At 65.2% G+C, this 12,436-nt stretch carries 14 protein-coding genes; 5 read left to right on the forward strand and 9 right to left on the reverse strand.

Features of this window, described 5'->3' with window-relative positions:
• Positions 1 to 77 precede the first annotated feature (77 nt).
• Positions 78 to 554: a PaaI family thioesterase gene (locus SPOPO_RS0101780; protein ID WP_156869480.1), complete on the forward strand. Its 477-nt coding sequence runs from the start codon at positions 78 to 80 to the stop codon at positions 552 to 554.
• On the opposite strand, the gene SPOPO_RS0101785 is transcribed toward SPOPO_RS0101780, so the two are convergent.
• From SPOPO_RS0101785 to SPOPO_RS0101800, 4 genes are read right to left on the reverse strand one after another with little or no spacing between them, the layout of a single operon-like run.
• Positions 537 to 845, reverse strand: a complete 309-nt coding sequence (locus SPOPO_RS0101785; protein ID WP_019873068.1) for a hypothetical protein — start codon at positions 843 to 845, stop codon at positions 537 to 539. The two genes, SPOPO_RS0101780 and SPOPO_RS0101785, sit on opposite strands and share 18 nt — an antisense overlap.
• 34 nt (positions 846 to 879) lie before the next feature.
• On the reverse strand, positions 880 to 1,650 hold the full coding sequence (locus SPOPO_RS0101790; protein ID WP_019873069.1) for an SDR family NAD(P)-dependent oxidoreductase: 771 nt from the start codon (positions 1,648 to 1,650) through the stop codon (positions 880 to 882).
• A gap of 59 nt (positions 1,651 to 1,709) precedes the next feature.
• Positions 1,710 to 2,579: an acyl-CoA thioesterase domain-containing protein gene (locus SPOPO_RS0101795; RefSeq protein WP_028984435.1), complete on the reverse strand. Its 870-nt coding sequence runs from the start codon at positions 2,577 to 2,579 to the stop codon at positions 1,710 to 1,712.
• Between the two features lie 10 nt (positions 2,580 to 2,589).
• On the reverse strand, positions 2,590 to 3,768 hold the full coding sequence (locus SPOPO_RS0101800; protein WP_028984436.1) for a thiolase family protein: 1,179 nt from the start codon (positions 3,766 to 3,768) through the stop codon (positions 2,590 to 2,592).
• A gap of 157 nt (positions 3,769 to 3,925) precedes the next feature.
• Here SPOPO_RS0101800 and SPOPO_RS0101805 point away from each other — a divergent pair, with 157 nt between their 5' ends.
• On the forward strand, positions 3,926 to 5,098 hold the full coding sequence (locus SPOPO_RS0101805) for an amidohydrolase family protein (protein WP_019873072.1): 1,173 nt from the start codon (positions 3,926 to 3,928) through the stop codon (positions 5,096 to 5,098).
• A gap of 94 nt (positions 5,099 to 5,192) precedes the next feature.
• On the opposite strand, the gene SPOPO_RS0101810 is transcribed toward SPOPO_RS0101805, so the two are convergent.
• Genes SPOPO_RS0101810 through SPOPO_RS33440 form a run of 3 tightly spaced genes read right to left on the reverse strand, consistent with a single transcriptional unit; the run spans position 5,193 to position 7,753 of the window.
• On the reverse strand, positions 5,193 to 5,966 hold the full coding sequence (locus tag SPOPO_RS0101810; protein ID WP_019873073.1) for an enoyl-CoA hydratase-related protein: 774 nt from the start codon (positions 5,964 to 5,966) through the stop codon (positions 5,193 to 5,195).
• A complete protein-coding gene (locus SPOPO_RS0101815) occupies positions 5,963 to 7,465 on the reverse strand; it encodes a class I adenylate-forming enzyme family protein (RefSeq protein ID WP_019873074.1) in 1,503 nt (500 codons plus the stop codon). The genes SPOPO_RS0101810 and SPOPO_RS0101815 overlap by 4 nt, the downstream gene beginning before the upstream one ends.
• A 12-nt stretch (positions 7,466 to 7,477) precedes the next feature.
• A complete protein-coding gene (locus SPOPO_RS33440; protein ID WP_084670837.1) occupies positions 7,478 to 7,753 on the reverse strand; it encodes a hypothetical protein in 276 nt (91 codons plus the stop codon).
• 182 nt (positions 7,754 to 7,935) lie between these two features.
• On the opposite strand from SPOPO_RS33440, the gene SPOPO_RS0101820 reads away from it, so the two are divergent.
• Positions 7,936 to 8,421, forward strand: coding sequence for a hypothetical protein (locus tag SPOPO_RS0101820; RefSeq protein WP_019873075.1), 486 nt, complete (start codon positions 7,936 to 7,938; stop codon positions 8,419 to 8,421).
• A gap of 12 nt (positions 8,422 to 8,433) precedes the next feature.
• Here the strand turns inward: SPOPO_RS0101820 and SPOPO_RS0101825 are convergent, their stop codons facing one another.
• Positions 8,434 to 9,201 carry an enoyl-CoA hydratase-related protein gene (locus SPOPO_RS0101825; protein ID WP_019873076.1) on the reverse strand — a complete coding sequence of 256 codons (768 nt, stop codon included), beginning with the start codon at positions 9,199 to 9,201 and terminating at the stop codon, positions 8,434 to 8,436.
• A 385-nt stretch (positions 9,202 to 9,586) separates the two neighbouring features.
• On the opposite strand from SPOPO_RS0101825, the gene SPOPO_RS0101830 reads away from it, so the two are divergent.
• Both SPOPO_RS0101830 and SPOPO_RS0101835 read left to right on the forward strand, forming a co-directional pair.
• The gene (locus SPOPO_RS0101830) at positions 9,587 to 10,417 is read left to right on the forward strand and encodes an SDR family oxidoreductase (protein WP_019873077.1); all 831 of its coding nucleotides are present in this window, start codon (positions 9,587 to 9,589) and stop codon (positions 10,415 to 10,417) included.
• 72 nt (positions 10,418 to 10,489) lie between these two features.
• On the forward strand, positions 10,490 to 11,245 hold the full coding sequence (locus SPOPO_RS0101835; RefSeq protein WP_019873078.1) for an enoyl-CoA hydratase/isomerase family protein: 756 nt from the start codon (positions 10,490 to 10,492) through the stop codon (positions 11,243 to 11,245).
• Here the strand turns inward: SPOPO_RS0101835 and SPOPO_RS27040 are convergent.
• Positions 11,220 to 12,302: a TIGR03617 family F420-dependent LLM class oxidoreductase gene (locus tag SPOPO_RS27040; RefSeq protein ID WP_019873079.1), complete on the reverse strand. Its 1,083-nt coding sequence runs from the start codon at positions 12,300 to 12,302 to the stop codon at positions 11,220 to 11,222. The two genes, SPOPO_RS0101835 and SPOPO_RS27040, sit on opposite strands and share 26 nt — an antisense overlap.
• Positions 12,303 to 12,436: the final 134 nt, after the last annotated feature.

Raw genomic sequence — 12,436 nt, forward strand, 5'->3', positions numbered from 1 at the left:
TGTATTCAGTAAGCTGATACTACGAAAGGGCGTCGCCCAGTGTGCGCTCTCGGCCGAAGAAGCCGAAGGGAATCGTCTTGCCGGAACAGGTGGATCTTGGCGAGGTCCGCGCGTGGATCGCAGATCGTCCATTCATGACCTGGATGGGGATCGCGGTCGTCACGCTGGAACCACGAAACGTGGTGCTATCGCTCAACATCGAACCTCATATGCGCTACATCCAGGGCATGCTGCACGGCGGCCTGGCCTGCGTCCTGCTGGACACCGCGATCGGCGTGGCCGCCCGCCTCGAGGTTCCCGCCGATCGTGCGGTACGGACCACCGCTCTGGAGACCCACTACCTGGCGCCGGGACGAGGATCACTAGCCCGGGTTGTCGGGACCGCCACCCTCGCCGACGACGGATCCGGAAACAGAGTGGTGGGAACCGGCACCGTCAGTATCGACGGTATCGATGTGGCCTCCGGTCGTGGCGAGTTCGCCGTCGTCTATCGCGATCGCAATCTTCGTGAGGCTCACGGGCGTGAGTCCCGCCGCTCAGTCGCTGGCGGGTAGGGGCTTCGCCACTTTCGGTTCCAGAACCTCTCCATTGAGGCTGAGACTGCCCCGGCCCGCTTTTGTGACCAACAGCTCAACCGTCTGCGCGGCATCGGCATAGCGCTTCCCCAGGTGGACACCGGATGCCTCGCCTTCGACCAGGTTGAGACCGTCCGCCGGGGCCGCCGCCTGGTCGATCATCGGGTGCCCACCGCAGGTCAGTTCGATCGACCCAGCGGGTGCCCTCACGACGACGACTTCGGTTTCGTCCACCTGACTACGCAGGCGCTGCCCAATCTTCAATTCCACAACGTGTCCCTACTTCTTCCCTACTACTTGGGCACTACTTGGGCCCGAAGCGCTGAGCCCCGTCGATACGGATCGTTTCACCGTTCAGGTAGTCATTGTCGACGATGGTCGCGACCAGCGCCGCGTACTCGGCGGGCCGCCCCATCCGCTTGGGGAAAGGCACCGAGCTCCCCCAGGTTGCCTGCGCCTCCTCCTCCTCCATCTGGAACGCCGGCGTGAAGAATGTTCCGGGCGCGATGGTGACGACGCGGACGCCGACAGCACTGAGATCACGCGCGGCCGCCAGACCCAGGCCAACAACTCCGCCCTTGGCCGCGGCGTAGTCCGACTGCCCGATCTGTCCTTCGAAAGCGGCGATGCTCGCTGTGTTGACGATGACGCCGCGGCAACCGGAATCCTGAGGCTCCAACCTGGCCATGGCGGCAGCCGATTGCCGGAGCACATTGAACGTCCCCGAGAGGTAGAGCGCCACGGTCTTGTCGAACAACTGCTGTGGCATGGGACTGCCATCCCGGCCCAACACCCGCATCTGCGCGGCCCACCCTCCGTGAGCGGCCACCGCGAGGCGAAGTCCACCACGCGACTGCGCGGTCTCGACAGCTGCGGCAACGCTCGCGTCGTCGAGCACATCCGTCCGGACGTAGATCGCGCGATCCCCGAGGTCAGCAGCCAACTTCTCACCGCGGTCATCGGCGAGATCCGCGATCACCACGTTGACGCCGTCGGCAACGAGCCGCCGCACGGTCGCCTCACCCAGTCCCCCGGCTCCTCCGGTGACCAGAGCAGCGCACCCGTTGATGTCCACGTGACTCCTTCGACCATTCAGTAAACTTAATAAACGATATACGCCGTCGGAGGTCTTGGCTAGCCCACGCTCCTGATGACCCCCTCCTGCATCGTGGTCGCGACCAAGCCGCCGTCCATCGCGAAAATGTGGCCGCGCGCGAGGGCACGTCCGCCGCCGGCCCAGGACGACTCGATGTCGTGCAGCAGCCATTCGTCGCCGCGGACCTGACGATGGAACCAGATGCAGTGATCGAGACTGGTCACCGTCACCTGCGGTCCGACGAGCAGGCCGTGCGGGAGCACACTGGCGGAGAGCAAGAAAAGATCGGACAGGTAGGCCAATGCACCGGCGTGGATCGCGGCGTCGCCGGAGAGACCATCGTTGAAGTGCACATAGAAGCGTTCTCTGGGCGGGACTCGCTCGCCGCGGGCACTGCACGCACGAGCAGGCTCATCCAGAAACCGGATCTCCATCGGGAACATGGGCCCGAGAACTCGCCACCACTCGCGGGTCTGTTCGTCCAACCTTTCCATCCGGCTATCGGTGCTCGGAAGGGCAGCGGGATCCGGCAGTGATTCGATGCGGGGGAGCTGGTGAGTAATGCCCGACCGCTCCTCTTGGAACGAGGAAGCCTGCGTAAAGATCGTGCGCCCGGCCTGAACGGCGACGGTCTGCCGCGAGGTGAACGTTCCACCGTCTCGAACCCGTGTCACGTAGTACCGAATAGGCTCTCGCGGGTTGCCTCGCTCAAGAAACTGCGAATGCAGGGAGTGAACCATTCGCCCCGGCGGCACGGTTCGGGCCGCAGCGAGCAGGGCGTGCGCGACCACTTGTCCGCCATAGATCTGATGCGGCGGCCCGCGACGCGCCCATCCCTCGAAGGCCAACTCGTCAAGTTGTTCGAGGGAGAGAACGTCTGACGTCACTCGGGGGACGGTGTCCGGCAAGGCAGCCACCTCAAACGCTGGCGATGTCCAGCACGACCGCGGTTCCCATCCCGCCGCCCGCGCACATGGCGGCCACCGCGATCCCGCCGCCCCGGCGGCCTAGCTCATGCGTGAGGGTGACCACCATCCGGGCACCGGTGGCGGCGATCGGATGGCCTAAGCTGCACCCGCTTCCGCTCACGTTCACGATGCCGTCGTCGATCCCCAGCTCGCGACAGGCGACAAGCGGGACAACTGCGAACGCTTCATTGATCTCCCACAAGTCCACATCGGCAATGCTCAACCCCGCCCGCTTCAGCGCCAACGGGATAGCCTTGATCGGCGCCAGGCCGGTGTCGTGAGGATCAACGCCCACGGATGCCCACGACAGCACTCGCCCGAGGACGGGAAGGCCGAGCTCGCCGGAGCGCGCTTCGGATGCCACCGCGAGAGCAGCAGCGCCGTCGTTGACGCCGCTGGAGTTGGCCGCGGTGATGCTGAAGCCTTCGATCTCGGGATGGAGGACTTTCAGCGCTGCCAGCTTCTCCCGGGGAACTCCGCGACGAGGATGTTCGTCGCGTTCGAAGCGGGCTGTGGTCCCATCGGGCAACAGAACAGGAACTGGGACGATCTCGCTGTCGAAGAGCCCGGCGTCCTGGGCGGCCACCGCACGCTCGTGCGAGCGGTGCGCCCAGTCGTCCATCTCTTCCCGCGAGACACCGCGACTGCGCGCGGCGTTCCAACCGACCGTGACGGACATGTCGACGTTGGGCGCGTCCGCGCGATCCGGGTGCGACGGCGAGAAGGCTTCCTCCCACTCATCGGACACCCCGATGCGCCACAGGGTGCGCGGAGCGGTCGAGGCCGACGTCACGCCGCCGGCGATCACCAACTGATCCATACCAGCCGCGATCGAACCGGCCGCCATGCAGAGGCTGGACAGGCTGGTCGCGCAGTGCCGGTTGACGGCCATTCCGGGTACCTCCGTCAACCCGGCAGCCACCGCGGCGTATCGCGCGATCACGCCTCCGCCGTACATGGACTCGCCAAGGATGACGTCGTCGAAAGCATCGGCGGGTGCTCCCGAACGTTCGACGGCCTCGGCGAGGACGACGCCGGCGAGGTCGAGCGCCGAGGTCTGCGTCAAGGTTCCTTTGAAGGCAGTGCCGATCGGCGTGCGGCAGGCAGACACGATGACGGGCGCGGACATGCAGACCCCCAGGCCACTACGGGTAAATGATCTAACTATTATGGCGTTTTGTCGTGCGCTGTCCAGCGGTGCCGGGAACTTCGAACGATGACGCTGACAGCGGCCACCTATTGAGTTAGATTGTCTACCTCTATCTCCGCGCTTGAGGAGCTCCGACGTGCCTCTCCAGGACCATCACCAGATCATCTCGGTCGACGACCACCTGATCGAGCACCCGCGGGTTTTTCAGGACCGTCTCCCCCAGCGCTTCAAGGAGGCCGGCCCCAAGATCCGCGAGGTCGAGGGCAAACACATGTGGGAGTACGACGGGACCGTCTACCCCACGATCGGCCTCAACGCCGTGGCGGGCAAGCCTCCGTCCGAATTCGGCATGGACCCTGTCCGGTACGAGGACATGATCCCGGGCTGCTACGACCCGGTTGAGCGGGTCAAGGACATGGATCTTGACGGCGTTCAGGCGGCGCTGTGCTTCCCCTCGTTCCCAGGTTTCGCCGGTGGCATCTTCCACCGTTCCCAGGACAAGGATCTGGCGTTCGCCAGTCTGCAGGCCTGGAACGACTTCAACGTTGACGAATGGTGCGCATCTGCCCCGGATCGGTTGATTCCGCTCGCCCTGCTCCCGACCTGGGACATCGACCTGAGCGTTCGTGAGGCGCAGCGGATGGCCTCGAAGGGTGCGCGCTCGGTGACGTTTCCCGATAGTCCCGTTCCGCTCGGCCTGCCGTCGTTCCACAGTGAACACTGGGATCCGCTGTGGTCCGTGCTCGAGGAAACAGGGATGCCGGCGTCACTCCACTTCGGGTCGAGTGGTTATGTCCCGGGATTCTCTTTCATCAATTCCCGCGTCGCTGGCGCCGAGATGACCGCACCGGATGCACCATTCGCGGTGGCGATTGCCGCATTCGCGACAAACCTCATGTGGACGACGATGGATCTGTTGTTCAGCGGCACCTTGCAGCGCCATCCGAACCTGCAGATTTCCCTCGCCGAAGGCGGGATCGGATGGATCCCCTACGTGCTGGAACGCTGTGACCAGACGTGGGAGAAGCACCGCTGGTACCAGAAGATCGACTTCGACACGCGCCCGTCCGAGCTCTTCCGGAAGCACTTCTGGGGTTGCTTCATCGAGGACACCTTCGGCGTTGCGAACCGCCAGAAGATCGGGGTCGACCGGATCTGCATCGAGATCGACTACCCGCACTCCGACTCCGTGTGGCCGAACAGCCGCAAGGTGGCGGCCGCAGCACTCGCCGAGGTCCCTGACGACGAGGTCGAGATGATCGTGGAGACGAACGCGCGGCGAATGCTCAACTTCCCCCGTAGGTCATGAGTTGAGAAATGGCGCCGTCCCCAATCTGGGGACGGCGCCATTTGCGTTGTTCGGCCGACAGCGGATTCGTGTCCGGCCGGGATGACCCCTCAGGTCACGAACCCGACCAGACCGGGTCTCGTCCCGCGGCAAAGGCCGCGGCCCCCTCGGCGGCATCCCGGCTCGCGAAGATCGTGGCCTGCGCGGCGGCGATCTCGGCCCAGGCTTCATCACGAGAGAGCGAAGGCGCGTCGAGCACCAAGCGCTTGGTCGTAGCCAGCGCCAGGGGTGCGTTGCGTGCGATCGCGCCGGCTAGTCCGAGCGCACAGTCACGAAGCTCGCCGACCGGGACCACACGATTCGCCAGCCCCATCTCGTACGCCCGCGGGGCGAGGATGAAGTCTCCGGTGAGCGCCAATTCCATCGCAAGGGCCAACGGAACACGCGTCGAGATCCTGGTCCCGCCGCCGGCGGCGAACAGGCCCCGCTTGACCTCCGGCAGGCCCAGCTTGACATGATCGGCCAGCACGATGAGATCGCAGGCCAACAACAACTCCAAGCCGCCACCGACTGCGGTCCCCTGCGCCGCTCCGATCACCGGGGTGCCGAGGCGACCCCGCTGGAACCGTTCAAATTCAGGCTGCGGTTGTTGGAAGGACTGCGGATCCGCAGCGAACGCCTTGAGATCCATTCCGACGCAAAACGCACGTCCACCTGCAGCAGTCAGGACGATGGCACGTACGGCCCCGTCGTCGTCCGCCGCGCACAATGCGCGACCCAGCTGGGCGACCGTCGGCATGTCGAGAGCATTGAGGAACTCGGGTCGGTTCAGCGTGACGACGCGAACTGCGCCGACGTCTTCCGTGATAACTGTGCTCTCCGCGCTCATCGGGTCACGCTCGCAAACTCGTCGGCCAGCTGCCGACGGAGCAGCTTGCCGGTTGGTGTGTACGGGAGCTCGGCCAGGAACACCACGTCATCGGGAGTGCGACTCGAACGCAGTCGTTCTTTCGCCCACGCGCGAAGGTCGTGAGCCGTCAGCTCCGCGCCGGCACGCTGCACCACCGCGGCCACCGTCCGTTGTCCCCACTCATCGTCCGGCGCCCCGAAGACCGCGACATCAGCCACGGCGGGGTGAAGTCGTAGCACTTCTTCGATCTCCGCAGGGCCGATGTTCTCGCCGCCGCGGATGATGGTGTCGTCCACCCGGCCGAGGACATGGAGATATCCGTCCACGTCGGCCACGGCGGCGTCCTTGGTCGGGAACCAACCGTTCTCGTCGAGCACAGAACCGGATCCCGCGTACTCCCCGGAAACCTGAGGGCCGCGCACCCACAATTCACCGGGTTGCCCCGCCGGGAGCGCGGCGCCGTCCGGGCTGCGAATCTCGACCTCGATGCCCGGCACCGGGCGACCGACCGAGCCCAGTCGCGCTTGGACCGTCGGATCCTCACTCTCCACTGCGGCGCGGTGGTCCTCCGGTCCGAGTACGGCGATCGTGCTGGCGGTCTCGGTCAGGCCATACGCGTTCGTGAATCCGACGTCCGGGAAGGCACGTAATGCGCGCTCGAGGACGGTGCGGGGCATGCGGGCGCCGCCGTACGCAATGGCGCGAAGGGAAGGAACGCGAGCTTGATCCTCGCCCAGCCGATCAACGACCCGGGCGAGCATGGTCGGCACCAACATGGTGTTCGTGACGGCCTCCTCCCTGACCGTGCGCAACCACTCGGCCGGATCGAAATTCGGCAAGTAGTGAAACCGACGGCCCGAGTACACATTGGTCAGCACGGCGCCAACCCCGGCAATGTGATACGGCGGCACGCTGATCAGCGCGCAGTCATCCTCTTCCGCCCCGAGGAACTCGACCGTCTGCAGAACGTACGATACCAAATGCCCATGGCGGAGAACGACGGCTTTGGGTGTACTGGTCGTCCCGCTGGTGAAGAGCAGGACCGCGGGGGAGTCGGGATCCACAGCGGACGGCGCAACCTCATCTGCCACCGCCGCGGCCGCCGACCACTCCCCCGTACTGATGACTCCGGCAACCTCGGCCGAGCGGACCACATCGAGGAACTCAGGGTCCGCGACGACATATGGCCGTCCGAGCTGGGCGAGCAGATCGTTGATCTGTTCGGCCGGCAGTCGATAGTTCAGCGGAGCGATGGGGATGCCCGCGTGCGCCGAGGCAAAAACGAGGGCCGGGAACACCGGGCTACCCACGCCAAGAAAAGCCACGTGCGAGGCATCGGAATCACGGATGAGCGTGGCGCCGCCCGCCGCGCGCCGCGCGAGATCGGCGTAGCTCATCCGGTCAGCGTTCCGACTGCCTACAGCCTGTCGCTGTGGGCACGCCTCGCGGGCCATGTCGAGAAGCATTTCGAAGGTCATTCGTCATCCCGTTCAGGTGTTCCGGCGAGCCCGTCCCGAGAAGCCGAAGAAGCGCTCGAAGTTCGCATCCGTAATGGGTTGCCGACGGTTGCGATCCATCGCTTCCCGCAGGCCCCTCAACCGCTCCGCACAGCGGTCGCGCGCCTCAGTAACAGATTCACCGGCTGCCACACGGGCTTTCCACTCCTCCAATCGTCGCGCTTCTGCAGCGATCTCTTCGGACAAGCGGGCAGCCACTTCGCCGTACGTGAGCAGGTCGTGATCGTCCTCGTCCAGCCGGGCAACCACTCCTTCAGGAGCTTCGTGATCCCCGGGGGGTTCGGATTCCGGGACGGAGTCAGCATTGGGAGCGTTCACAACAACCCACCAGGATCCGGACAGTAACAGTTCACTTAGTATAACAATAGCGTCGGCACGGCTCCAGCCCCAAGCTGGGCCGGCTCAGGTAAGCACAGCGGACAGGAGCGTCAATGATCGACCGCCGGGGCGCCAGCGGACTGGCGTTGATCACCGTGGTGGCGTTGAGTGGATGTTCGTCCCATTCCTCGGGCGTGGAGTTGCGAGGCTCCGATCTGGGAGTCGTCAAGATCGGCGCCCCTTTCGAAGATGCGGTGTCCAAGATCAGCACAGTCCTCGGGGAGCCGACGAGTGACCCTGCCACCGGCCGGCTCTGCCCGGGTTCCAGTCGGGAGGTCGCATGGCGCCAACTGCGGATCGGCGAACAAGGAGGCCTTCTCTTCGGCTGGGTGAGCACAAGCGGCGATCTCAGATCGAACCTAGGGATCGGTGTCGGCTCCCGCGAAAGCGACTTACAGGAAGCCTACGGTGACAAGGTCGCCCTGTTGCCAGCGACCACGGGCGTAAATTCCTTCAGCATCGAAAAACTCGGGCTGGCCGGCAACATCGATGCCTCAGGGATCGTCTCGGCGCTCTTCAGCGGAGGCTGCGGCGCCTGAGCCCACGTCAGCTCACGGCAATCTCGACACGTGTCCGGTTCGTCTCCCACTGACGAAATCCTCACGAAGGGCCTGAGCCGCACCTGCCATGTTCAGTTCGTACGTCGCGCTCAACTCCTGCCGGTAACGGGCACGTAGGCCGCGATCAAGGCTGCCGTCGGTGGCGACCTTCAGTGCACGCAAGACCGCTGGGTTTTTGCGCGCAATGGTCTGTGCCACCCGACGCGCCGATTCGGCGAGGCGATCGGCCGGCTCGATGCGAAGCACGCTGCCGAAGCCGAGCAACTCCTCGACATAGACAGGTTCCGCAGTGAAGAGGGCCGCACGCAGGCGCTTCTCCGGCATCAGCCCGAGTGCTTGCACGATCCCACTCGCCGCCCCGTTGTTCACCTCCGCGAGCACGAACGGGGTCGTCGGCGCCGACAGCACGATGTCGCAGACTCCCGCGATGAGGACGCCGAGTCCCACACAGTACCCGTGGACCGCTGCGATGACCGGAACCGCGCACTCGTCTATCGATAGCGTGAGCGCCATGGCCGCATGAGCAGCGCTCACAATGCCCTCGAAGCCCGGCAGTCGCTGGATTTCTTTGACGTCGCCGCCGGCGCAGAAGCCGCGGCCCTCAGCTCGCAGTACCACCGCTCGCACCCCGACCTTGTCGGCGTAGGACCGGAATCTGCCGGTGAGCTCAGCAATGTCGGCGAGGCAGAGTGCGTTGACCGGCGGATTGTCCAGAACCAGCTCGGCGACGCCGTCAGAACTGATGATCTCCTTGATCACCGCGAGATGCGCCCTTACCCTGACGGGTAGTCAGATTTACTTTAGTCAACGTCTGCGGCGAGTCACGCCGGAGGAACATACCGCCCGCCGACGCGCGGCCGTCAGGACCTGGCTCGGATTTCAGGCATCGTCGGAGCTATCGACGAGGATGTCGGATACCGCCGGGCGGGCCCAGTGGACGCCCGGCGGCATCCTGACAGCCACTGTTGCGCTTTCGTCACAATAAGTGTACTCTTTTTGACGTGTTGCTCCGTGGAGTCATGAGTGTGTTGCGGCAAGGCGCTGATGGCGTTTCCTGCGCGAGCGCAACGATCACGGGATCGGGCGCCTCCCGTTGGAGTGCTCGTTGATTGGACTACCCGTTCCGCCAGCTGCGGGAGTAGGGATGCTGCCGCGGGACACGTTCGCCGGTCAGGTCGTTGCCGTTACCGGCGGCGGGACTGGGTTGGGGAAGGCGATTGCCGTCGAGTTCGGGCGGCTGGGCGCAACCGTGGCGGTGTTGTCACGCAAGCCAGAGCATCACCAGGCCGGCGTGGCGGCGGTTGAGGCGGTCGGGGCCACCGCCCGTGCCTTCGGCGTTGATATCCGCGATCCGGACGCGATCGCCGATGCGTTCGACGCAATCGAGGGGCAACTTGGCCCAGTCCGGGTGCTGGTGAATAACGCAGCCGGCAACTTCCCGCAACCTGCCGAAGACATCAGCCCGCGCGGTTGGCGAGCAGTGACGGACATCGTCCTGGACGGGACGTTCTTTTGTAGTACCGAGTTCGCCCGACGTTGCCAGGCCGCCGGTCAGCCCGGGGTGATCCTGAACATCGCGGCGACGTATGCCTGGACCGGGGGTCCAGGAACGTCGCATTCTGCGGCCGCCAAAGCGGGCGTCGTGAATCTGACCCAGTCCCTGGCCGTGGAGTGGGCACCGACGGGGATTCGGGTCAACGGCTTGGCTCCTGGCCTGTTCCCCCACGAGGATGTGCCGGTCCAGATGCGCGCCGACACGCCAGAGGGGTTGGCCTCGCTCGCCCGCACTATCCCGGCGGGAAGGGTTGGTCAACCGCACGAATTGGGATGGGCCGCCACGTACCTTTGCTCGCCTTATGCTGCCTATCTCAGCGGGCACACGCTCGTGCTCGACGGCGCCAACTGGCTGCGCCGAGGTCTACGCATGCCGGACTTCGTTCCAGTCAGAGAGCAGTTCCCGCCGCGCGCGGATTAGCGCTGACCGGACAGCGCCTGCGCACTCCGCAGGACAGCTTCACGCCGCGCGTAAGTTTGGGGAGAATAGTATATGACGCTCGATCAGGACCCGGTGAGCATCGAAGTTGCGGCCGGCGTCGCCACCGTCTCCTTGAATCGACCTCACCGCCACAACGCGATTGACGACGCCACGCATGCGCGATTAGTCGAGGTCTGGGAGGCGACGCTGGACGACCCCGAAGTCCGGGTCGTGCTGTTCCGTGGGGAGGGTCGCTCGTTTTGTTCCGGCCGGGACGTGACCCAACTCGGTGAGCGGACGGATGGGGAGAGCGACCACTCGTTCATTCGGAGATTCCAGTTGCTGCGCGAGACTCAGCTGTCCTCACCCAAGCCGATCGTAGCGGCGCTACGAGGGGCCGTCTTGGGGGCTGGGCTCGAGATGGCCTTGGCTGCCGACATTCGTATTGGGGCCAGTGATCTGAAGATGGCTTTTCCCGAGATCGGCTACGGGCTCATGACCGACACCGGTGGTTGCCCGTTGACCACGATGCTGGCGGGACCGTCCCGGGCCAAGTGGATGGTGATGACCGGGCGGCCCGTCGACGCAGACCGCGCCCTTGCCTGGGGCCTGGTGGACGAGGTAGTCGAACCCGAGCGGCTCGACCAGGTCGCAGGCGATCTGGCGGCTGAGCTTGCCGACAAGCCGCAGGAAGCCCTATCGATGATCAAAGCGGCCGTCGACGGCATCTGGGAAGGGACGCTACGGACCGCGATGCGCGTTGAATTGCTCTCACAAGTGGCGCTGTTCGCCGGCGAGGACTTCAAGGCGCGCAAGCAAGCCCGGTAGGAGGCTCACTCTGCGAGGGCTGACGGGGCGTGGAGCGCACTGCACGGGCGATTTCGGTCCACCGGCCCAGGTTTTCGGGGTTGCGCGCCAGGTCCTCGACTGTCAGATACGAGATCACGCGCTCCGCAACCCCTCCGTAGCGAGCGACGAGCGTGTCCGCGATCGAATCCCACGGTCCGATGAGGGCGAAGTGCTCAAGCATTTCGTCGGTGATCAGGGCCGTCATGCTGGCGGTGTCCCCAGCGCGTAGCAAGTGGTGGAGATTCTCGGAGGTTCCTTCGAATCCAAGGTCGTCGAACTGGAACGCGTAATTGAGGGTGGAGCCGTAGAAGGCAATCTGGCGCCGAGTTCGGGCAGTGAGAGCCTCGCGCTCCTCCGTAGTGTCTCCGGGCACGATGAACACCGGGACGAGGAGGTCGACCGTTCCCGGTGCCCGCTCCGCCGCCTCCTCGCCGATGCGCACCGCTGGTACCAGGCGGTTGTGGAGATAGGGCAAGGAGTGCAGCGGATGCACGTGAAGCCCGTCGGCGTATTCGCCGGCCATCCTTGCCATCCAGGGTCCGACCGCGGACACGTCAACCTTGATCTGACCGTGCTCATGGGGCTCGGGGCGGAACGTGGGCGGCAGGAAGTTCAGATCGTAATACCTGCTGTGGTGGTCGAGTTCCCGCTCGCCCCGGAACGTAGCGAGGATATCCTGCACGGCAAGCAGGTAGTCGCGCAGACGGGGCCCCGGGGGATCGAAGGGGACACCGTAGCGGCGCTCGACGTGGGCTTTCACCTGACTGCCCAGCCCAAGTCGAAAGCGCCCACCGGTGTTGCCCGCCAGCTCCCAGGCCGTCATCGCCGCGATCATGGGACTCATCGGGAACGCCACCGCGATGCCGGTGGTAAAGGTCAAGGTCGGGGCCGCCATAGCGGCCGCGGCGATGCTGATCCACGGAGTTGCGCCGACGTCCGTAAAGGTCATCCCGGTGAACCCGCTGCCGTCGAGACGCCGGGCCAAGTCGCTGATCATGTCCCATTGGGTTGGACGGACCATTACGTCGATCTGCATGGCAATCCTCGTCGTCGGTGCGCGTCTTGAATGTCCTGCGGTGCCTCTGAGGAACGGGCGGCCGGAGATCCGTTCCTGGGTTCTGACCGGGCTGGATGGAAGGGAGTCACCCGAACCCGTAGCACGGCTCCTTC

Origin of the sequence: Sporichthya polymorpha DSM 43042, from assembly GCF_000384115.1 — a bacterium.
Classification (GTDB): Bacteria; Actinomycetota; Actinomycetes; order Sporichthyales; family Sporichthyaceae; genus Sporichthya; species Sporichthya polymorpha.

What these genes read in the sequence shown, in the direction of transcription:
- SPOPO_RS0101800 (WP_028984436.1), bottom strand. Translation starts at nt 3,768, where the DNA reads ATGTCCGCGCCCGTCATCGTGTCTGCCTGCCGCACGCCGATCGGCACT.
- SPOPO_RS0101810 (WP_019873073.1), bottom strand. Translation starts at nt 5,966, where the DNA reads ATGAGCGCGGAGAGCACAGTTATCACGGAAGACGTCGGCGCAGTTCGC.
- SPOPO_RS0101815 (WP_019873074.1), bottom strand. Translation starts at nt 7,465, where the DNA reads ATGACCTTCGAAATGCTTCTCGACATGGCCCGCGAGGCGTGCCCACAG.
- SPOPO_RS0101820 (WP_019873075.1), top strand. Translation starts at nt 7,936, where the DNA reads ATGATCGACCGCCGGGGCGCCAGCGGACTGGCGTTGATCACCGTGGTG.
- SPOPO_RS0101830 (WP_019873077.1), top strand. Translation starts at nt 9,587, where the DNA reads ATGCTGCCGCGGGACACGTTCGCCGGTCAGGTCGTTGCCGTTACCGGC.
- SPOPO_RS0101835 (WP_019873078.1), top strand. Translation starts at nt 10,490, where the DNA reads ATGACGCTCGATCAGGACCCGGTGAGCATCGAAGTTGCGGCCGGCGTC.
- SPOPO_RS27040 (WP_019873079.1), bottom strand. Translation starts at nt 12,302, where the DNA reads ATGCAGATCGACGTAATGGTCCGTCCAACCCAATGGGACATGATCAGC.